Source organism: Mesorhizobium sp. USDA 3734 (genome assembly GCF_056279665.1).
This window is the reverse complement of sequence record NZ_JBWCCW010000001.1, coordinates 104059-125816: the sequence shown is the minus strand read 5'-3', so window position 1 is coordinate 125816 and position 21758 is coordinate 104059. Positions and strand designations below refer to the sequence as shown.

The 21758-nt window shown below is 62.6% G+C and carries 17 protein-coding genes; 6 read left to right on the top strand and 11 right to left on the bottom strand.

The features are described from left to right. Nucleotides 1-270 precede the first annotated feature (270 nt). The 8 genes from ACZ89F_RS00610 to ACZ89F_RS00575 all read right to left on the bottom strand — a co-directional run bounded on the left by ACZ89F_RS00610 (nucleotide 271) and on the right by ACZ89F_RS00575 (nucleotide 5762). Nucleotides 271-654, bottom strand: coding sequence for a hypothetical protein (locus tag ACZ89F_RS00610; protein ID WP_476089949.1), 384 nt, complete (start codon nucleotides 652-654; stop codon nucleotides 271-273). A 113-nt stretch (nucleotides 655-767) separates the two neighbouring features. Then, entirely contained in the window at nucleotides 768-1742 is a 975-nt protein-coding gene (locus ACZ89F_RS00605; protein ID WP_476089948.1) for a hypothetical protein, read from the bottom strand. Nucleotides 1743-1863: 121 nt separating this feature from the next. Beyond that, the gene (locus ACZ89F_RS00600) at nucleotides 1864-2778 is read right to left on the bottom strand and encodes a hypothetical protein (RefSeq protein WP_476089947.1); all 915 of its coding nucleotides are present in this window, start codon (nucleotides 2776-2778) and stop codon (nucleotides 1864-1866) included. Nucleotides 2779-2808: 30 nt separating this feature from the next. Further along, nucleotides 2809-2955 carry a hypothetical protein gene (locus tag ACZ89F_RS00595; protein ID WP_082525739.1) on the bottom strand — a complete coding sequence of 49 codons (147 nt, stop codon included), beginning with the start codon at nucleotides 2953-2955 and terminating at the stop codon, nucleotides 2809-2811. A gap of 24 nt (nucleotides 2956-2979) precedes the next feature. Further along, the gene (locus ACZ89F_RS00590; RefSeq protein WP_056594910.1) at nucleotides 2980-3234 is read right to left on the bottom strand and encodes a GlsB/YeaQ/YmgE family stress response membrane protein; all 255 of its coding nucleotides are present in this window, start codon (nucleotides 3232-3234) and stop codon (nucleotides 2980-2982) included. Between the two features lie 110 nt (nucleotides 3235-3344). After that, nucleotides 3345-3548: a hypothetical protein gene (locus ACZ89F_RS00585; RefSeq protein WP_476089946.1), complete on the bottom strand. Its 204-nt coding sequence runs from the start codon at nucleotides 3546-3548 to the stop codon at nucleotides 3345-3347. 83 nt (nucleotides 3549-3631) lie between these two features. Continuing rightward, the gene (locus ACZ89F_RS00580) at nucleotides 3632-4252 is read right to left on the bottom strand and encodes a ribonuclease D (protein ID WP_056594906.1); all 621 of its coding nucleotides are present in this window, start codon (nucleotides 4250-4252) and stop codon (nucleotides 3632-3634) included. 124 nt (nucleotides 4253-4376) lie between these two features. Next, nucleotides 4377-5762, bottom strand: coding sequence for a M20/M25/M40 family metallo-hydrolase (locus tag ACZ89F_RS00575; RefSeq protein ID WP_476089945.1), 1386 nt, complete (start codon nucleotides 5760-5762; stop codon nucleotides 4377-4379). A 422-nt stretch (nucleotides 5763-6184) separates the two neighbouring features. On the opposite strand from ACZ89F_RS00575, the gene polA reads away from it, so the two are divergent. Further along, the gene (polA, locus tag ACZ89F_RS00570) at nucleotides 6185-9142 is read left to right on the top strand and encodes a DNA polymerase I (protein ID WP_476097188.1); all 2958 of its coding nucleotides are present in this window, start codon (nucleotides 6185-6187) and stop codon (nucleotides 9140-9142) included. Nucleotides 9143-9277: 135 nt separating this feature from the next. Here polA and ACZ89F_RS00565 read toward each other — a convergent pair whose 3' ends face one another. The 3 genes from ACZ89F_RS00565 to ACZ89F_RS00555 form a co-directional block, all read right to left on the bottom strand. Beyond that, nucleotides 9278-10438, bottom strand: coding sequence for an extracellular catalytic domain type 1 short-chain-length polyhydroxyalkanoate depolymerase (locus tag ACZ89F_RS00565; RefSeq protein WP_476097187.1), 1161 nt, complete (start codon nucleotides 10436-10438; stop codon nucleotides 9278-9280). Nucleotides 10439-10716: 278 nt separating this feature from the next. Beyond that, nucleotides 10717-11121 (bottom strand): Fur family transcriptional regulator, encoded by a 405-nt coding sequence (locus tag ACZ89F_RS00560; RefSeq protein WP_476089944.1) that lies wholly within the window; start codon nucleotides 11119-11121, stop codon nucleotides 10717-10719. 73 nt (nucleotides 11122-11194) lie between these two features. Then, nucleotides 11195-13465, bottom strand: a complete 2271-nt coding sequence (locus ACZ89F_RS00555; protein WP_476089943.1) for a caspase family protein — start codon at nucleotides 13463-13465, stop codon at nucleotides 11195-11197. A 170-nt stretch (nucleotides 13466-13635) separates the two neighbouring features. On the opposite strand from ACZ89F_RS00555, the gene ACZ89F_RS00550 reads away from it, so the two are divergent. From ACZ89F_RS00550 to amrB, 5 genes are all read left to right on the top strand, one after another. Continuing rightward, the gene (locus ACZ89F_RS00550) at nucleotides 13636-15840 is read left to right on the top strand and encodes a caspase family protein (protein WP_476089942.1); all 2205 of its coding nucleotides are present in this window, start codon (nucleotides 13636-13638) and stop codon (nucleotides 15838-15840) included. A gap of 127 nt (nucleotides 15841-15967) precedes the next feature. After that, nucleotides 15968-16348, top strand: a complete 381-nt coding sequence (locus tag ACZ89F_RS00545) for a hypothetical protein (RefSeq protein ID WP_476089941.1) — start codon at nucleotides 15968-15970, stop codon at nucleotides 16346-16348. Further along, nucleotides 16345-17052, top strand: a complete 708-nt coding sequence (locus tag ACZ89F_RS00540; protein ID WP_476089940.1) for a DUF4760 domain-containing protein — start codon at nucleotides 16345-16347, stop codon at nucleotides 17050-17052. Before ACZ89F_RS00545 ends, ACZ89F_RS00540 begins: the two co-directional genes overlap by 4 nt. Further along, complete coding sequence (locus ACZ89F_RS00535; protein ID WP_476089939.1) at nucleotides 17053-20076, top strand: caspase family protein; 3024 nt, start codon at nucleotides 17053-17055, stop codon at nucleotides 20074-20076. Next, nucleotides 20073-21758 (top strand): AmmeMemoRadiSam system protein B, encoded by a 1686-nt coding sequence (amrB, locus tag ACZ89F_RS00530; protein WP_476089938.1) that lies wholly within the window; start codon nucleotides 20073-20075, stop codon nucleotides 21756-21758. The genes ACZ89F_RS00535 and amrB overlap by 4 nt, the downstream gene beginning before the upstream one ends.

Here is a 21758-nt window from a genome sequence, read left to right as displayed (position 1 = left end):
TGCTTGGGGTCCGGCCGTTGTCGCTCGGTTCGAGGCATCTTATTTTGGCGCTAGCAAGCGCTCCACACCCTCGAAGATAGAACAATCAGAAACCGTAGCATTTTTGTTCGGGCACCAAAGACCCACCTCCTGCCAGCCGCTGCGCGGGCAAGCCTTTGCAGGCATTGCAACTATGTTCCTCGTTAGGGCGCGATCGCAAGTGGTTGCAGCTTCGCGTTGGACCGCGCCCTAATTCATCTCGTCACCAGGTGATCACCTGGCGGGCATGCGTCAGCCGATCGCCGCACGAACCGAAAACGCTGCCCTGGACGATTGCATAACCTCGCCGACATGGCAGTAGCAGACAATCTCGTGCAGTTGGTGGTCGGTCAGCTCGAAGAAGCGCTTGGCTTCGCCATAGCTGTCGTCTTTCAGACCCTCGTCGTGCAAAATGGGGTCCGTGAAGGCAACCGCTATCGGCGAGCCATCGCCTCGCATCACATCGCGCTCGGGCGGCGCACGGTATTCGGTCCCGGCAAGCGCGTTCAGGAGCCGGCTGGGCTCACGTTCAAGAAGTTCGGCCCAACGTACGAGACGCTGGGTTCGGCTCATTACCGGCTGTGTAGTGTTGATCTCGGCCACTGCATGCAGTTGGTCCAGTGTTTGGTGTTTCATGGCAACCTCCTAATGGTTAGGTTGGTTGGCCCAAACGCCCTCTGCCGCCATGATAGCGCCGAAGCGTCGATCCGTCATTCTAATTCCATGTCGGATTGGGCTCTCTTCCGGCGCTACGCCGGTGCAATGGCCCTGCCTTGCCGGCAATTTTCAACTCCACCGAGTATCGTCGCCAGCGTGAAAAAGGCCAGTGGCTGCTCTTCGCACGTCATCGCGACGATGCTGTTGGACCGGTCGATATCGAGGCCTTTCGGCCCGCCCTCATCAAAACTGGCTCTGCCGCGCAGGAAGGTTGCCTCGTCGAGCACCGCAACCGAGCGCGCGGGCTCGCGATGCTCCTTCCAGCCACCGTCGCCGGCATAAACATGCACCATCTGGCTGCCCGCGTCGGCGACGAGGATGTGCTGATCGTCAGCGGTAAAGCGCACGCCGTGCGGATAGCCGGCGTTCTGCAGGACACCGACCGGTTCGCTGTCCGGTCCGAGCGACGCGGACATCCTGTAGATCTTCACATCCTTGGTGCCGTGGCTGCTGATGGCGATCCACTTTCCATCATGGCTGAGCGCAATGCCGTCCGGTATATCAAGACCACGCTTCAGAAGCAGCTGATTGCTGGTGGCGCGATAGCCAAGCCACCGGTTGGCGACGTGCCGGGTGACCAGATGCGTGTAGTTGTTGCAGACGAGCAAGCTGACCCGGCCGTGTGACTCGAGCCTGACCGCAATCGAGCCCGGCGAGTTCAGTTTGTAGGGCCGCCTGCCTCGAATCTGGCGAATGGCCGCGATCTCGCGACTCTGGCCAGCTGGTTCTTCACGCGGCAGCGCAAATAGCGCAACCAGCCCATCGCGGTTGGCGATCGCCAAGGTACGGTCATCGATGAAATCTAGACCATGGATCTCGCCCATGCTGTCGGACGTCAATTCCATGAAATTTTGAAGTGTGACGCGTGGCCCATCAGGTCCCGTCTCGACGTCGATGCGCAGGATCAGGCAGCGCTTGCGGGCATATCCGGCAATTGCCAGCAGCCGGTTGTCCGGCGAAAAGCGCAGGTCTTCTGTGCGCCCGATTTCCGCAAGCGCGGCCCGCACGGCGTCGCCTGCCTTGAAATCGATCTGGTGTATCGTCATGCGCCTCTCGTTGGCATTGAAGGCTGAAAATCTGTCTCGTCGGCCCGGCTATTGCCAAACCCTGCCGGGCTTTGATGTCTGGTCAGATAGGCTCGAACTTCACATCCGGCTGGTCAGGACCGCCGGCTTGCCGCAAAAGCGCGAGAATGTGTTCGCCCCTGTCAACCTGCTGCCGTCTCCAGTTCGAGGCGTTCGTCACATGCAGCCAGCCATCGACCACCATGAAAAAATCCTCGGATTGGTCATGCCCCGCGCCGAAGCGAAGCGATTTGTTTTCAGCGAACCGAACCCGCGCCGGATCGATCGACCTGTAGAGCAACGGCCAGTTGCCGCCACCGGAATCCATATGAAACTTGTAGCTCGGGGCGAAATCCAGCCGTCGCCGCAACAGGCTTCCATCCAAAAAACAGAACCCGGGCCACAGGAACCAGCCGCCCGGCGTTGGCGTGTCGCGCCGCACGCTGCCGTAGAGGCTTTTGCCCTCCATCCGGGCGCGGATCGAAAATGGTTCAGTCGGAAAGATGTCATGATCGATGAAGCCGAAGAGCCTCGGACCGAACCTGGGCAAGAAATTCCGCACGATCCAGTTGAGCGCTTGACCGTGCGATCTGCTGACGACCAGCCTGTTCCTCGGCAACGCGACATAGGGGACATGCTGGCGGCGGCAAAGGTCGCGGATGGCCTTCCTGGCCTCGTCCTTCTTGCTGTTGTCGAAGACGATGTAGCTGTCGTGCTCGGCCAGGTATCGGCGCACGAGATGGATTTGCCATTCGATCACCTCGGGCCGGTTGAAGGCCACGGTGGCGACGACCGCATCGCGGAATACCTGCTCTTGCCCCTGCAATTCACTGACCGGCGCGGATGCCCTCAGGAAGCGAAACACCCGCCAATGATAACGCAGCCACGCCTCGCGCCTCGGCGGCCTGTTCAGCCTCTCCCATTCCGCAACGGTAATTCTGGGCTGATCGACGTCTTCCGGAGCGTCAGAAGCCACCATGTCGCGCTCCTGCATGTGCCGTTCGACGGCTCAGTTCTGCTGGATCGAGATGCCCTTGTCGTCGATCTTGAGCTCGACGCCCTTGGGTTTCGTCTGCTCGCGATAGACATAGATACCAAGCGCGATGACCACGACGACGAGCGCGCCAATGAGGAGATAGAGTGTGTTCTGCTTCATGGCGCGCTCTTTCGTTGTCGAGCGTCAAGCTCGCTTCAGGACCTTGACCAGCACCAGCAGGATGATGGCGCCGATGGTGGCATGGATGATCGAGGCGAGAATGCCGCCGCCGATGGAGAAGCCGATCCGCGGAAACAGCCAGCCGGCGATGAACGCGCCGACGATGCCGACGATGATGTTGCCGATCAGGCCGAAGCCGAAGCCGGAAACGATGAGACCGGCGAGCCAGCCGGCGATGGCACCGATGATGATGAAGACGAGCAGGCTTTCGACGCCCATAGCGATTTCCTCCGAGCAAGAGGGCGACGACGGAACGGAAAGCTCCGAATCGGCCTCGATATCAACGGCTTCAGGCTATTCGAAAGCGGCCGGCCTCGCCAGCGGCGCGCTCACTGATCGTCATCATCGCTTGCGGCAGGCCGCCAGCTGGTCGGTTCGACCTTCTTTTGCGTGTGGCTGTCGGTGTAGACCCACCAGCCGTCGTCGCGATATTGCGCCATGGATTCGTTGATTACGCCGTCGCTGTCCTTCCACGTGACGGAGACCTTGGAGCCGTCGGTCGGCGCGGTCGCTATGGGCTTTCTGTCCGCCATGTCATTCCCCATTGAGCCGACAGAACGCGGCGGCCTGCATCTGGTTCCAGCCGGCCATCGGCAGCAGATCGCCGCGACGACCGTCAGCTATGGGCGAAGATATCCTCTTCGTCCCAGCCCATCAGATCGAGTTTGGCACGCGTCGGCAGGAAGCGGAAGCAGGCATCGGCCTCCTTGGTCCGCCCATCGCGCGCCAGCCGTCCGGCCAGCACATCGCGCAACCGGTGCAGATAGAGCACATCGGAAGCGGCATATTCGAGCTGTTCGGGCGACAGCGTCTCGGCCGCCCAGTCCGACGATTGCTGCGCCTTGGACAGGCCGACGCCGAGAAGCTCAAAGCAGATGTCCTTCAGCCCGTGCCGGTCGGTATAGGTGCGCGTCAGCCGCGAGGCGATCTTGGTGCAGAATACCGGATCGGGCATCACGCCGAACGCATTGTAGAGCACGGCAAGGTCGAAGCGTCCGTAGTGGAACAGCTTGGTTATGCCGCGATTTCTCAGCAGGCTGACGAGGTTCGGCGCCTTCTTCTGACCGGGCGCGATCTGGATGACATCGGCGCTGCCGTCGCCAGGCGAAATCTGCACCACGCACAGCCGGTCACGATGCGGATTGAGACCCAGCGTCTCGGTGTCGATGGCCACTGCCCCGACATTGTAGTGCGAGAGGTCGGGCAGGTCATTTTTGTGGAAACGGATATCGGCCATTGTCTTCTCCGGTCGGGCCTTGCGCGTCTCTTGACCCGCAAGGGACGCTGTAGCGCTTCGTCTTGTGGCCCGTCCTCGCCGCGATCCGCTGAAAAATCAACAGGAAAACGAGGGTTTCGCTGCCTCAGCGCGTCAAGGCATCGAGAATCCGCGCCCAGGAGCGCTGGCCCTTGTGGAAGGAGCTGAGCTCGTATTTCTCGTTGGGCGAGTGGATGCGGTCGTCGTCGAGGCCGAACCCGACCAGCAGCGATTCCATGCCGAGATAGGTCTGGAAGTCGCCGACCACCGGGATCGACCCGCCGCTGCCGGTTGTCACCGCCGGCTTCGGCCATTCGTCGGATAGCGCATCCTTGGCCTTGGCCAGGAATGGCGAGTCGTAGGAAAGCTGGATTGCCGGCGAGCCGCCATGCGGATGGAATTCGACCGAACAGTCGGCCGGAATCCGCTCCTGGACGAATTTCTGGAACGCCGCACGGATTTTCTTGGGATCCTGCTTGTGCACGAGGCGAAACGAAACCTTCGCCGAGGCTTCCGCCGCGATCACCGTCTTGAAGCCCTTGCCGGTATAACCACCGATGATGCCGTTGAACTCGGCCGTCGGCCGCGCCCAGGTGAGTTCCAGCACCGAGCGGCCCTTTTCGCCTGACGGGATCGACAGGCCGACTGGTCCCAGGAACGTCTCCGCCGTCTCGCCAAGCGTCTCCCAGGATTTCAGGATCTGCGACGGCGTTTCCTCGACCCCGTCATAGAAGCCGGGAATGGTGACATGGCCGTCCCTGTCATGGATATCGGCCAGCACCCTGGCCAATATGCGGATCGGGTTGGCGGCGGCACCGCCATAGAGGCCGGAATGCAGGTCGCGGTCGGCGGCCTTCACCGTGATCTCCTCACCGACCAGCCCGCGCAATCCGACGCAGATCGACGGCGTGTCGCGATCCCACATGCCGGTATCGCAGACCAGCGCGAAATCAGCCTTGAGCTCGTCGGCATTGGCCTCGAGGAACGGCTTCAGCGACGGCGAGCCGGATTCCTCCTCGCCCTCGAACAGGATGGTGATGCGGCAAGGCAGATTGCCATGCACCTGCTTCCAGGCGCGGCAAGCCTCGACGAAGGTCATCAACTGGCCCTTGTCGTCGGCCGAGCCGCGTCCCGTGATCACCTTGTGGCCCGGTCCGACCTCCTTGATGTCAGGCGCGAACGGATCGCTTTCCCACAATTCGATCGGATCGACCGGCTGCACGTCATAATGGCCGTAAAACAGCACATGCGGCGAACCATCTGGCCCGTCATGATGCGCGACCACCATCGGGTGTCCGGGTGTGTCGCGAACGCTGGCGTCGAAGCCGATCAGCTTGAGTTCGCCCACCAGCCATTCCGCCGCCTTGCGGCAGTCGGCGGCATAGGCCGGATCGGTGGAGATCGACTTGATCCTGAGCAGGCCGAACAGGCGTTCGAGGCTCTGGTCGAGGTTCTTGTCGAGACGGTCGAGGACGGGGGAAACTGCGGACATGTGTGAAGCCTTTCGATTCAGAACCGGAACCGTAAAGGCAGGACAGGAAAACGAAAAGCCCGCGATCATTGGACCACGGGCTGCAAACGTCTGTCTGAGGCAAAAAAAGACCGCCGTGGTGGAGGGGGAACCACGGCGGCCTTCTACTCGAAACGATGCGGCAGCCCGGAGAGGGGGGATAGGCTGCCGCAGGTGTCCGGGATAGGCGGGGGACGGGCCTTGCTCCGGACTCGGCGAAAACTGCCGATGACCTTTATTTGTGTCTTTGAACGTGGCGATTCAAGGGCACGAGCATTACACTTTTGTAACATGGGCGTGAGCGGGGCGGGCCTGTCAGCGGTCTGTCAGGGTGTTGCCGGAACCGGTGGGTGCCGGTGCCTTTGGCATGGACCAAGCCGCCGCGCCGCGCTATCCCTGCCGACATGAAAAAAGGTGATCATCTCTTCCTTGTCGACGGCTCCGGCTACATCTTCCGTGCCTATCACGCACTGCCGCCACTGACCCGCAAATCCGACGGTCTGCCGGTGGGTGCCGTTTCCGGCTTCTGCAACATGCTGTGGAAGCTGATGCTCGACGCCCGCAACACCGATGTAGGCATTGTGCCTACACATTTCGCGGTGATTTTCGACTATTCGTCGAAAACCTTTCGCAACGACCTCTACCCCGAATACAAGGCCAACCGCTCGGCCCCGCCGGAAGACCTGATCCCGCAATTCGGCCTGATCCGCCAGGCGACCAGGGCGTTCAACCTGCCTTGCATCGAGATCGAAGGCTATGAGGCCGACGATCTGATCGCCACCTATGCCAGGCTGGCCTGCGAAGCAGGCGGCGACACCACCATCATCTCCTCCGACAAGGACCTGATGCAGCTGGTCGGCGCCACGGTCGGCATGTACGACCCGATGAAGGACCGTCAGATCGGCATTCCCGAGGTCATCGAGAAATGGGGCGTACCGCCGGAGAAGATGGTCGACCTGCAGGCGCTGACCGGTGACTCCGTCGACAATGTGCCTGGCGTACCCGGCATCGGCCCGAAGACGGCGGCGCAGTTGCTCGAACAGTTCGGCGACCTCGACACGCTGCTGGCCCGCGCCGGCGAGATCAAGCAGGACAAGAGGCGCGAATCCATCATCGCCAACGCCGACAAGGCGCGCATTTCGCGTCAGTTGGTGACGCTGATGAACGACGTCCCGGTGGCCGAGGGGCTGGACGATTTCGTCCTGCATGCGCCGGACGGACCGAAGCTGATCGGCTTCCTCAAGACCATGGAATTCACCTCTCTGACCCGCCGCGTGGCGGAGGCGACCAGTACCGAAGCCGGTGACGTCCAGGCTGTTGCCGTGACCGTCGAGCGAGCCGATAACGCGCATGGCCCCGATGTCGGCGCGGGAGCTTCCAGCGAGGCGCGACCTGCCGGGACCGGCGAAGACGGCGCTGCAGACCGGGCGCCGGGGACCGAGAAGCCCATCAACGGCGACACCCCTTCCCTGCTCGCCGCGCTGCGGCTTGAGCGTGCGGCTACCCGCAAGATCGATACATCGGCCTATCACTGCATCCGCGATGTCGCGACCTTGAAAGCCTGGGTCGCCGAGGCAACCGGGACCGGCCTTGCCGCTTTCGACGTCAGGGCGACATCGGCCGATCCGATGCAAGCCGAGTTGATCGGCATATCCATCGCCACGGCGCCCGGTCGCGCCGCCTACATTCCTTTCACCCACAAGAGCGGCAATGGTGACCTGCTCGGCGGCGGCGTGGTCGAAAACCAGATTCCTCTCCGCGAGGCGCTGGCTCTGCTGAAACCGCTGCTGGAAGACAGATCGGTTCTCAAGATCGCGCAGAACCTGAAATACGATCTTGTCGTCATGAGCCGCTACGGCATCGATGTCGCACCGTTCGACGACACCATGCTGATCTCCTACGTGCTCGATGCCGGCACTCCCCATGGTCACGGCCTGGACTCGCTCGCCGAGAAATGGCTGGGTCATACCCCTCTCCTGCTCAAGGACGTCACCGGCTCCGGCAAAAGCTCCGTCGGTTTCGATCAGGTCGACATCGACAAGGCGACCGCTCATGCCGCCGAAGACGCCGATATGACGCTGCGGCTCTGGCTGGTGCTGAAGCCGCGGCTTGCCGCCAAGGGCCTTGTGTCGGTCTATGAGCGGCTGGAACGGCCGCTGGTGCCGGTGCTGGCGCGCATGGAACAGCGCGGCATCTCTGTCGACCGTCAGATCCTGTCGCGGCTCTCCGGCGAACTGGCGCAGGGCGCTGCCCGCCTCGAGGAGGAAATCTACCAGCTCATCGGCGAGCGCATCAACATCGGCTCGCCAAAACAGCTCGGCGACATCCTGTTCGGGCGCATGGGCCTGCCCGGCGGTTCCAAGACCAAGACCGGCCAGTGGTCGACTTCGGCGCAACTTCTCGAAGACCTTGCTGCCGAGGGCCATGAACTGCCGCGCAAGATCGTCGACTGGCGCCAGCTGACCAAGCTGAAATCGACCTACACCGATGCGCTGCCGGGCTTCATCCACCCCGACACCAAGCGCGTTCACACCTCCTACGCGCTGGCCGCGACGACGACGGGACGCCTGTCATCCTCCGATCCGAACCTGCAGAACATCCCGGTGCGCACCGCCGAAGGCCGCAAGATCAGGACCGCCTTCATCACCGACAAGAGCCATCGACTGGTCTCGGCCGACTACAGCCAGATCGAGTTGCGCGTCCTCGCCCATGTCGCCGAGATTCCGCAACTGCGGCAGGCTTTTGCCGACGGCGCGGATATCCACGCCATCACTGCGTCGGAAATGTTCAACGTGCCGGTCGAAGGCATGCCTTCGGAAGTCCGCCGCCGCGCCAAGGCGATCAATTTCGGCATCATCTACGGCATTTCGGCCTTCGGCCTCGCCAACCAGCTGTCGATCCCGCGTGAGGAGGCGAGCAACTACATCAAGAAATATTTCGAGCGCTTCCCCGGCATCCGCGACTACATCGAAGAGACCAAGGCCTATGCCCGCGAGCACGGCTTTGTCGAAACGATCTTCGGGCGCCGCATCCATTACCCCGATATAAGATCGTCCAATCCCTCGCTCCGCGCGTTCAACGAGCGCGCCTCGATCAATGCACGCCTGCAAGGCACCGCCGCCGACATCATCCGCCGCGCGATGATCCGCATGGAGGAGGCGCTGGAAAAAGCAGGCCTTTCAGCGCGCATGCTGTTGCAGGTGCATGATGAACTGATCTTCGAGACCGTCGAGGCAGAAGTCGAGGCGACGATCCCGGTCGTGCGTCATGTCATGGAAAACGCGGCGATGCCGGCGGTATCGATGTCGGTGCCGCTGCATGTCGATGCGCGGGCCGCCAACAACTGGGACGAGGCGCATTAGCACGGCCGCACCAAAGGGACACTTCCCTCGGGAAAGCCAATGGACAGGCTCTTATCCGCGATGATCGCCACCGTGACCGTGACCAGTGGCGCGGGACCGAGGGTATCGGTCATTGCTGAGCGCAGAATGCGATAGCTAACGCATCAACCCGGCTGCGCGAAGAGCGTCTTCGATCACCTTGCCAATGCCATTTATGGAACTGCGTGGATTATCCGGACGCGGAGCTTCGGCGAGGCCAACACGGGCTGGCCTCGACTTTTCCGGAGCAACATATGTCCGCAAAGCCGTGGTTGCAGGGAGCGGTCTCGGGGCAGCCTGGAAGCTCGCTTCATTTCGTGCATCCTGGCTTGTGAGCCCCCAGAAGGCCGCCATGCGGCGTGTCGACGATATTCCCACGTCCAGCATGAATGGCGCGGCATTGCCCAAGCCGTCATCACCGGCCGTCTTCAGGGGGGTGCCATGAGCCATGCCGGCAATGGTGTATTTCTCGATCAAAACGTTGCCATCGGCGTCGCTCCAGACCTGCCGAGTTTGTCCATCGACCATTTCTTTTCGATCGGGGCTGGTACCCAAACCATGAACCTCTTGCCATTGGGCCAAGATGGAGTCCGCGTTGGACGGCACCACCGTATTGTCGGCCGTGCCCTGCCAGATTGAAATCGTCGGCCATGGCCCGTTGTGGGGCGAAGCCTTCGCCAGGCGCCGCTGGAGTTCCGCCCTGGATGGACCGCCATGGCCACGCATGCGATCGAACGCTTCCGGGATCGTTGCAGCGCTGCCATAGGCGAGGCCGGCAATGATTGCGCCGCCGGCGAAAACCTCCGGGTATGTGGCCAACATCGCTGCCGTCATGGCGCCGCCGGCCGAAAGCCCGGTGATGAAAATGCGCCGGCGGTCGAGGCCATGTTTTGTCACCATGGCTTCGATCATCTGGCGGATGGAGAGTGCTTCACCGCGATCGCGCGTGACATCTTCGGGCACGAACCAGTTGAAGCAGAGATTGGCATTGTTGGCGCGTTGTTGTTCTGGAAACAGCACCGCAAACCCTTTCTCGGCTGCCAGGCGTGACCACCCAGACCCGTGATCGTAGCCAGCTGCGGTTTGGGTGCAGCCGTGCAGGACAACCACCAGTGCAGCTCCGCGCGGCAGATTGTCGGCAACGTGGAAGCGCGCCCGCAAGGCGCCTGGATTGGACCCGAATGCCGCCATGTCGGATAAATTGTCATGGTGGCTTTGTAGGCCTGTCTGGCCCCTCATCGCGCTCAGGCGAGTGATCGTATCTGAGATATTCCGCAAAACGAGATCCTTGACCGCCGGGGTGGCGAAGTTCGAGCACAATGCACAATCAGCAACATCGTTGTTGCACTGCACAATAGCAAATTTACGCTGGGGCAACACAGGAGCGGTGTGAACCACTCATTGCCCTCAAGTGAGCTTCCCGCAATCGATAGGAATTCTGGCATGGCGCCGAAGGCGGGGGGTGACGGCAGACGAGAACCCGATCAGCCAACCCGGATGGCGACGGGGCAGAGCATGGCGCGGCACCGTCAGGCTGCTTGTCACCGACGACGATCTTAGGCGGCCTCAGCCAAGCACTTGGCACAGGTCCCGCGAAATTCGATCACCGCCCTCTTGGCGGCGAAACCGGTGGAGCGCACCCACTCGTCCAGCCGGTGGCCGACATCGTGGTCGGACATTTCGGTGACTTGTCCGCAAGTATCGCAGATGGCGAAGGCGGTCATCGAGTGGCTATGGTCGTGCGGCTCGGCGCAGGCGACGAAGGAATTGATGCTTTCCAGCCGATGCACGAAGCCGGACTTTACCAGCGTGTCGAGCGCCCGATAGACCTGCAGCGGCGCGCGAAAGCCCTGCTCGCGCAGCTGGTCGAGCAAGGTGTAGGCGCTGAGCGGGCCGCTGGCAGCCTCGAGCTTCTCGAGCACGCACACCTGGTTCTTCGTCAGCACATCCCTTGCCGCCATGGTCCTGATCCAACTCGTCTTGCGTCGCTCGCGCGATCCTTGTCCCTGAGATAGCGACGAACCGCCGTTTTTGCTACTGCTTCTGCCTGACAAAGACGATATCGCCGCCTTCATGACCCGAGCGTTCGATCGGGCGGTACTGCGGCTCCTGATCGGCATTGCCGACAACCAGCGGCAGGATATAGCCGTCATAGAGTTCGCGCGCCGAAAACGCATCGTGGTTCATGTCCTCCAGCCCGGTCAGCAGCGCCTTGGCGAAAATCGAGTGGCCGGCGCCGCCAGTGTCCTCGACCGGCTCGTTGTTCCCGGATGAAATCAGGATGCGCGTGCGCCGCTGGGCGAGCCTGAGCAGTGCCCGCTCGCGGTCGCCATCGCCGATCTTCGGCGCCGTTTCGCCTCCGCCCCGCAACAGCGCGCCGGAAAAGCAGGAATCGGAGATGATCATCACCTTGTTGGCCTGCATGCGCTGGATGGCTTCCGAGATCGTCGATGCCGACAGATAGCTGATCGGCACGCCGGCCTCGGCGTCGACCGGGACCCAGAAGGCGATGGTCGTCTTCTCCTCATAGATGCCATGGCCGGCGAAGTAGATCAGCACCGTGTCCTTCTCGCCGGCAACCAGCCCGATCTTGTAGAGCAGCGTCTCGATGTCGTGCCGGGTCGCGTCTTTCAGGAACAGCGGAAAGCTGGCGCCACCCGGCAGCCTGGCCTCGGTGACGAACCCATACGTTCCGGTCAGCTGGGCGGCAATCGCGTCAGCGTCGGCAAACGGCGTCCGCAATGCATCAAAGCCGGTGCGGGTGCGATCATAGTCCTGGTTGGCGATGATGACCGCATAGCGCTTGCCCTCGCCTTCGAGCGCCTGCTTGTCACCCTCGAACAGGAATTCCAGCCGCTTCTCATGCGTGCGCCCGTCCGCCGTCAAGGCAACGATCTCGACGGTGTTGAGCCCGGCCTTGAGCTTGGACGTATAGGCAAAGCGGCTATCGGCCCTGAGTTCGGCGATCTTGCCGTCAACCATGACCGCCATCGCAGGGGAAGACCAACTGACCTGGCCTTCGATCTCGACTTCCGCCTTTTCCATCGCCGCCGCCCCCCGTTTCGGCGTCGGCTTGGTGATGACGATAGGATCGATCCGCGGCAGACTGAGCGACCCGTCCGCAAACAGGGCGAACTCAGGATCAGTGGACTCGACGCGATATTGCTGTCGCATATTGGCTTCGGCCTCGGGCAGCTTCTTCAGGCTTTCCGCCATCGCCCGCACCGTCACGCTGTCCCGATTTTGAATGACGTTGGCAAGGCGGAAGGTGAAGATCCCATAGGCGGTTTTGGCGCCCTCTTTGCCGAAGGTGAATTCCATCGAATGCGAGTCGCCGATGCTGGCATAGAACACGGCCAACTGGCCGTGGTTGGGCTGCAAGTGTGTGGTGGCAATGTAGTCGGGCGCCTTCGTCGAGACGCCGTCGTTGCCGGTGTCGAGACTCCATATCATGCTGCCGCCAGCCTTCTCCTGCAAGCCGGCGATGTCGGCTTCGGAGGCAAAGCTGGTGTCGACGGTCGCCGCCACGTCGACCTGCCGGTTGCGCAGATTGGTGATGAAATCCGAGAGATCATGCGCCGAAATGAGTTCAACGACGCCGTCCTGCTGTTTGTTCAACGCGAGAAACAGGCCGGCCCTTTCGACCCAGCCCATGGCCTGTGCCGATTCGCGACCCTGATTGACCATATCCGCCTGCCAGATGTCCTGGATGGAAATGGTCTTGTAGGGGTCGCGTACGTCGAGCGGGATGAGGCCTTCGATCAGGTCGCGGGCGCGAACGGAATTGCCGCCGAAGTGAAGCAGCAGCCGGTCACCGCAATTGACCCGTTCCAAGGTCTGCTTGAACATCTTGGCGATCTCGGCCCGACTGGCAAAGCGGCCGGTCATCAGCGCGATGTCGTCGTCGGCGACGCCGCGCGCGACAAGCGAGGTATAGAGCAGCTTGACGTCGTTGTCCGGTCCTTGCAGCGGCGGAAACGGATCGCCGGAATTGATCGAGCCGATCAGCACCGCGTGCATCCTGGACGGGGCCGAGCGGTCGCATTTTGGCGCGGCAATTGTCTCGGATGCGTAATCGACGAGCGGCGTGACGGCGCCCGGCACGTGCGCCAGCAAATATTCGTAGTAGGCATCCGCCGCCGCGACGGCCAGGGACGTGGATGGCTCAGGCGCCTTGTCGAGCGGTTTCAGTCCGGCATGCGCGAATCCGGCCGGCATGATTGTGGCGATGATCGCCACAAACAGCCATGCGATCACCCATTGTGCGCCCGTCGCGCGTTTCCACGGCACCCGCCCGCCCGGCATGGCCATCTCCACCAAAACCCAGTGCTGTAACGATATTGTCGATTGGGCATGATGGAAATGAGGCGAAGGTGGATTGTCGGCAAATCGCCGGCACAACATTCAAAATACTGACAAAATCCTCAACGAGTGTAATGTCGCTTGGAAATTCGATCGGGCTTGGGGAAGCAATCATGATCCAATTGACGCGGCGAACGCTGCTGGTCGGCACGTCTGCGCTGACGATGGCCGGCATGGTGTCGTTCCGAACCATGGCCGCATCGCGCACCTACCATGCGCTGCTGATTGCCTGCACCGAATATCCTGCTCTGCCGCAGAGGAATTGGCTGATCGGGCCGAAGAACGATGCCGGCCTCGTCCACGAATATCTCCTGAAGAACGTGCCCGACCCGGTGCGGTTCGCGCCGGAGAACGTCACGCTGCTCGCCAAGGATGTCCCCGGCGCCATTGGCCTGCCGACCCATGCGGCGATCAAAGCCGCACTGGCCGACCTTGCGGCCAAGGTGCAGCGCGACGATTTCGTCTATCTGCATCTGTCCGGTCACGGCGCCCAGCAACCGCAGATGGTCAAGGGCGACGAGACCGACGGGCTCGACGAGATCTTCCTGCCCGTCGACATCGACAAATGGATCAACCGCGATGCCGGCGTGCCGAATGCCCTGATCGACAACGAGATCGGCGCAGCGCTCGACGCCATCCGCGACAAGGGTGCTTTCGTCTGGGTCGTGTTCGACTGCTGCCATTCCGGCACCGCGACGCGCGCCGTCGAGGTCGACGACGAAATGGAGCGCAAGGTCGAATTCGCCGACCTTGTCGGCGGCAACGAAGACGAGCGGGCCGCCGCGATCAAAGCCTATGACGAGGTGATCTCGGCCGCCGGCTCGCGCGGCATCGACGACAACGGCACGCGCAAGCCCGCCTTCAGCCTGACGCCGACCGGGGGCGAACCGATCACCAAGGGCAAGCTGGTCGCCTTCTATGCCGCACAGACGGTGGAGACGACGCCGGAAATGCCGCTGCCCAAGGGCACGGCGGATGCGCCTCGGTTCGGCCTGTTCACCTTCACCATCCTGTCGAAACTGGCTGAAAATCCCAACGTCACCTATCGCCAGCTCGGCCAGGCCGTGCTGCAGCAATATTCGGCCGACAGCCGCACCAGGCCGACACCACTGTTCGAGGGTGAGTTGGACGCACGGGTGTTCGGCACCGACAAGACCGACGCGGTCATGCAGTGGCCTGTCGTCATCAAGGACGGCGAAGCGACGATCGGCGCCGGCCTGCTGCACCGCCTCACCCCTGGCAGCAAGCTCGCCATCCTGCCTTCGGCGCTGTCGCCGCTTTCCGACGCGGTCGGATTTCTGGAAGTGCAGTCGGCCAAGAACCTGGAAAGCCGCGTCAAGCCAGTCGAATTCGACACGAAGCCGGCGCTCAAAGTCGCCGACATTCCAGCCAATGCCTATGCGCGGGTGGCGGAGATCGCCGTCGACTACAAGCTCGTCGTGGCGCGACCGGCCGCGGCCAAGGGACTTGAGAAGGAAACCGCTCTCGTCAATTCGGTTCTCGACGAACTGGCCGCAGCCAAGGAGACCGGCTTCAACATCGAGCTGGTCGAGCCCGGCAAAAGCGCCGAGCTCCGCTTTGCGGTGATGCGCGAGAATGCTGTTCCCGGCGCCGCCAAGGATGCGACCGACAAGCCGGCGCTGTGGTTCCTGCCGGCGTCGGGCGACGTGACCTTGAAGGACGGTAGCAAGCCACCGCTGATCATCATACACTTGGATAACCGGCAGAAGCTGATCGATGCGACGGCCAGGAACCTGCGCACTATCTTCCGCGCCACCGGGCTTTCGCGGCTGGCGGCGGCCTCCGACTACAAGCCCGAGGACGTCGACGTCCAGTTCCAGGTCAAACGTCGCGACAAGGATGGCCTCGAACCGCTGCAGGCTTCGGTGGTGCCGCGCGTCTCACCGGGCGACGAAGTCCATGTGCTGGCCAAGAACAGCTCGGACGTTCTGGTCGACATCAACGTGCTCTATGTCGGCAGCGACTATTCGATCACCCATATCGTTGCCGAACGTCTCGCCCCGCAGGCCACGCTCGAGGAGGGACTGCTGGCCTTCACCGACACCAGCTTCGGCATGGAACGGATGATCGCGGTTTTGACCGAGGCGCCGCCGGAGAGCGAGAAGGAGGATCTGAGCTTCTTGGCGCAGGACGGCGTCGCCTCGGCGACACGCGGAACGGGCTCCGCCGGCTTCTCCGACATGCTGACCGATCTCGGCATGGCGCCGGCAACCCGCTCGGTGATGCGGCTTGCCGACAAGAGCGGCCCGAAAGGCGCGGTGATGATCTTCCCGATGGAAACGGTGCCACGCCCCTGAGCGAATGCCGGCGCCCAAGGCCGTAATGGCTCTGTTGTGCCGGCCCTTGCGCGATCGGCGCGATATGAGAACATTCCCGGCCGCAGCCTTGACGCATGACGGCCGGATGAAACGGATAGGATCGATTGTGAAGAATTCTGTGTTTTCCTGGCGTGGAACGGTGGCCGGCCTTGCCGGCGGACTGTTGCTGATCGCCAACGCTTCGGCGGACGAGGCCTGCGGCCTGTGCGTCAAGCAGATCGTCACCAACTCGGAACTGGCGACGTGTTTTCTCGATCAGTACGACCAGATCGCCAAAAGCGGCAGCGGCGCGGTTGTCGTCGATCTCAGCAACTGCGCCTCGCGCGGCGTCGTCGAAGCCTTGCCATCACCGAACAAGGCGGCGGCGGAGCCCGACGTACAGTTCATGATATCGCGCCCGCAGCTGCAATGCCTGAAGAAGAAGCTGGAGGCGCCAGGCATCGTGCTTGATCCCTCCGCCACCATTGAACTGGACACCTGCGGATGAAGAAACCGGCGGGCAACACCAGACAAACAGCAGCCGCCGCACCCGCAACGGCGCCGGCCGGCAAACCGGCGTTGCCGGAAACCACCGAAGGCTTTCCGTGGCCGAGCAGCCACGAGATCAAGAAGGAGAGCAATCCCTTCACCGACCGCGACTGGCGCATGCTGGTCTATGCCTGGTCGGGCATGGCAGTGCGTCTCGCCATCATCTTCACCTTGATGTTCTCGATCTATCAGTTCCTGGCCAACCAGGAACAGAAGCGCGTCGAGCAGACCATGTCGCTGGTCGAGCTCTGGGAAAACAAGGACTACCAGCAGGCGCAGCGCGCCCTGAAGGATCGTCTGACGGCCCTCAACGCCAAATATGACAATCTGCTCAGCGCCAACCCCTCGCCGACCGAGGAGCAGGTGTTCCGGCAACGGATCGGCATCGAGGCGATGACAGCCTCCGGCGGTGACATGCCGCTCGCCGATTTCAGCGAGAATTTCGACCGCATCGTCTATTTCCTCAACCGTCTCTCCTTCTGCGTCGACGGCGATCTGTGTTCGCGCAAGGTGACCGACGCCTATTTCCGTGACTATGCCGTCTCCTTCTGGAGCTATTTTGCCGGCTACATCGACAAGCAGCGCAAGGCGGGTTCCCCCACCTTCGCGTCGGCAATCGAGACCTATGTGCGCAGCGGGCCAGCAGCGGCTGAAGCCAAATAGATGGGAAAACCTGGCCTCCTGATGCGCAGCTGCCGCTGGCTGGCCATGGCCGGCGTCTTGATTGCCGCTTCGGTTGCCCGTGCCGAGGACGCACCGGATTTCCACCTCGATCTCGACACCGGTGGGCACAGCGCGCAGGTCACCGACCTCGCCTTCACACCCGATGGCGAGGACATCGTCTCGGCATCCAATGACAAGACCATCCGCGTCTGGGACTGGCAGAGCGGTGTGACGCTGCGCACCATTCGCGGCTATCTCGGCAATGGCAGCGACGGCAAGATCTTCGCGATCGCGGTCTCGCCCGACGGCAAGACGATCGCCGCCGGCGGCTATTTCGGCGCCAGCCTTGGCGACAAGCCGCCCTATGGCGACATCAGGCTGTTCGACTTCGCCACCGGCAAGATGAAGGGCGTACTCAAGGCCGCCGACTACGCGACCTACGATCTCGCCTTCTCTCCCGACGGCAAGACGCTGGCTGCCGGTGGCGCCGACGGCGTCGTCTATCTCTGGCGGCTTGACGACAAATCCGCGAGTGGATGGACGCTGGACAAGAAGCTCGACGCCGATTCCTGGCACATCGACAAGCTCGCTTTCGCCGCAGCGGGAACAAGGCTGGCAGCGACCACCACTGACAACGGCATCCGGCTCTGGGACGTCGTGAAGGGCGAAGAGATCGCACTGCCTGACGAAGCCGAGCCGCTGCGGGACATCGGCGTCATGGCGCTGGCTGTGTCGCAGGACGGCAGCCTGTTTGCCACCGGCAGCGAGGACGGGCTGGTGCAGCTCTGGCGGGCTGCCGACGGCACGCTGGCGCGCGCCATGCCGAAACAGGATTTCCTCATTGGCTCGCTGACCTTTGCCAAGGGGTCGCGGCTGGTCGCCTCCTGCGGCTATCGCTGCGCCGACAAGCACCGTTCCATCGTCTGGAACACCGACACCGGCGAGAAGGTGCTCGACTACACCGGCCATGACGGCACGGTTTATGCCAGCGCCATTAATGCCGATGGCGCGCTGCTGGCGACGGCCGGCGGCACGCGCAACGCTATCCAGGTCTGGGACCCCATGACCGGCGAGCGCAAGGCGCTGCTGCAGGGGGTCGGCGAACCCGTGACGGCGGTCGGCATCGACGCGGCGAACGATGTCATCGCCTGGGGCAATGCCAACCCTTGCCCCGATCGCGTGGCCTGCCCTGAACAACAGGGCGCGCTGGACAAAACGCTGGCGTTGCCGACCACGGAGCGTTTCTTCGAGGATCCCCAGCCGCTGATCGAGCCGGGCTCTTTTGCGCGCGCCGCACTGGCCGACGGCCAGTGGTCGCTGCGCGCCACAGCGGGCGGCAAGGACACGCTGGAAAATGCGGTGCTGGAGATCGTCAATGACGGCAAAATGGTGCGCGGCATCGAAAACGACGCCACCAATGGCTTCGTCCATTCGGCCTACACGCTGATCGACAAGGGCCTTGGCCTGATCACTGGCGGCAATGACGGCACGCTGATCGAATACCGGACCGCGACCGCGAAAGTGTCCGGCGAGTTCACCGGCCATACCGGCGAGATCAACGCCATGGTTGCCTCGGAGAAGGCCGGCCTGCTGGTCACCGGCAGTGCCGACCAGACGCTGAGACTGTGGAACCTGAAGACGCACGAGCTGATCGTGTCGATGTTCTTTGCCGGCTCGCAATGGATCGTCTGGATGCCGCAAGGCTACTACTATTCCTCCGATGAGGGCGACAAGCTGATCGGCTGGCAGGTCAACCAGGGCCGCGATCATGAAGGACGCTTCATCCGCGCCGGCCAGTTGAAGAAATATCTCTGGAGCCCGGAAATGGTGCGTCGGGCAATCATCCTGCGCAGCGCCAAACAGGCGGTCAAGGAGATGCGGCCTGGAGTCGACAACGAGTTGCAGAAGCTGCTGCAGCGCAAGCCGCCGGAGTTCGCCATCCGCGTGGCAGATGATCAGAGCAAGGTTCGCGACGGTTACGTCGCCGTCGAGATATCAGGCGCCAGGGAAGCTGGAACGGATGTCGCCGATTTCTCGATCCTGTCGAACAGCCGCAATGTCGGCGATGTCACCGCGCGCTCGGTGGATGGCAGCAGCACCATTGTCGAGATACCGGTCGAGAACGGCGAGAACACAATCCGCATCACCGGCACCAACGAATTCGGCTATCTGACCGAACGCAGCGTGACGGCATTGGCGAGAAAGACCGAGAAGGCCGAGGCCAAGGGCAAGCTCTATGTCGCGGTCATCGGCGTCGACAAATATCCGTTCCTGACCGATGCCTGTTCGGGCCGCGCCTGCGACCTGCGCTACCCCGTCGATGACGCCACCGAGTTCCTCAAGGTGATCTCGCAGAAATCGTCGCCGCTGTTCTCGTCGATGGAGACGCTGGTTCTGGTCAACCGCGAGGCGCTCGACGAGAGCCCCGACAAGGCCAAGCAGACCTACGCCGTCGCCAGTGCCGACACCGTCATGGAGCCTGACTCCGACACGATCGACGACCAGCTCGCCGATTTCCTCGATCGGCCGGGCGAGCACGACACCACAATCATCTTCGTCGCCGGCCACGGCATCAACATCGACGAGGACTACTATTTCATCCCGACCGATGGCCGCAAACAGGATGCCGAGCGTTGGAAGCGCTCCTCGCTTGTCGACTGGTCGGACATCCAGAAATCGGTCGAGCGTGCAAAAGGCATGCGCTTCATGCTGCTCGACACCTGCCATGCCGCCAACGCCTTCAATCCACGCCTGGAAAAAGACGCGCAGGACGCGCGCATCGTGGTGTTTTCGGCAACCGCCGCCAACAACACCGCTGCCGAACTGCCGGAACTCGGCCATGGCGTCTTCACCTATTCGATCCTTGAAGGCCTGCGCGGCAAGGCCAGGACGTCGGACGGCGGCGTCACGCTGTTCGGGCTTGCCGACTATATTTCACGCGAAGTGGTGCGGCTGACATCGTCGAAGCAAAAGCCGTTCTATTATGTCGGCGGCGTGGAGAACATCGTGCTCGCCGAGCCATGATTGCCCGCCTGCTGACGGCTATCGCCTTTTCGCTGATTGTCATCGGCGCGGCGCACACCGCGCCTGTCGTCTGCCCGCCCGGCACCGAGAACTTTCCGCCCTTCTACGACGACGCCACGCTGTTCAAGGATGCCATCGCCAGTGTCGCCGATGTCCCACCATCCAACCAGCGGCTGACCGGCATCACCGTTCCGCACCATCTCCTGGCCGCCGATCTGGTGGCGCTCGGTTTCCGGGCGGCTTCCGGCTTCCGCTACAAGCGCATCGTCATCCTGTCGCCGGACCATTTCCACAAGACGCACAGACTGTACGCCACCTCCCTGCGCGGCTTCGACACCGTGCTTGGCCCGGTCGCCGCCGACACCGACGCCGTGCGGCGGCTCGAGACGAACAGCGACATGGTCGAGGAGTCCTGCCTGTTCGACAAGGAGCATGGCGTGCGCGCCATGCTGCCCTTCCTGCACCATTATTTCCCCGAGGCGAAAATCGTGCCGGTGGCAATGTCGGTCAAGGCGCGCAAAAGTGACTGGGACAGGCTGGCCGAGGCTTTGAAGCCGATTGTCGACAAGGACACACTGATCGTCGAATCCACCGACTTCTCGCACTATCTGCCGCAGCATGATTCCAGACGCTTCGACCAGCAGACGCTCAACATGCTGGCCGCCGGCTCGCTCGACGGCATATCGGTACTTCGCCAGCCCGATCATGCCGATTCCGTCGGCGCACTCTACATCCAGACCCGTCTGCAGCGCGAATTGTTCGGCGCCCAGCCGCTGGTCGTCGCCAATGAGAACTCGCAGGAGCACACGTCGGACTATGTCGAGCGGACCACCAGCTATGTCGTGGCGCTGTTCGGCGCCTTCGGCCCCGGCTTCAACAACCCGGCGCGGCCGAAGGACAGGATCTATTACCTCGCCGGCGACGTGAATTTCGGCCGAGCCATGAAGAAGATCCTGGTCCGCGACGGTGTTGCCGACCGCATCGTCGACAGCGTCCTGGCCCTGACCGGATCGCGGCCGCTGATCGTCAACCTCGAGGGCGTCATCTTGCCCAACGTGCCCGAAGCGATCGACGACATGACGCTGGCGATGCCGCAAGGCCTGGCTGTCGACATGCTGAAGCGGCTGCATGTCGCCGGCGTCGGCCTTGCCAACAATCATGCCTATGATCTCGGCCCCTCAGGCTATGCGGAGACGCTGCGCGCACTGGATGAGGCTGGCATCCCGCATTTCGGCCAGGGCGAGACGCTGGCGCTTGCCGATCTCGACCTTGTCGGCCTGACCGACATCGACACCAACGGTTCGAAGAACACCGACCTTATCACCCCTGCCCTGCTCGACCGGCTGCTGCACGAGGATGCCGGGCGGCCGGTGGTCGCTTTCGTCCATTGGGGCCGCGAGTACAAGACCGGACCGTCGGAGCGCGAAGACATGCTTGCCGACCAGATGCGGCTGCGCGGCGCCTCAGCCATCGTTGGCAGCCACCCGCATGTATCGAGCGAAGCGATTGTCCCGCTGGCCGGCGGCGACGTGGCGGAGGTCTATTCACTCGGCAATTTCCTGTTCGACCAGAGCGCCGAACGGTCGTCAGGATCGATGCTGGAACTGCGCGTCTTCGCCCAGGGCACGATCTTTGTCAGGCTCATCCCGCTGCCCAACTATTTCGAGATGGGGAGGAAATAG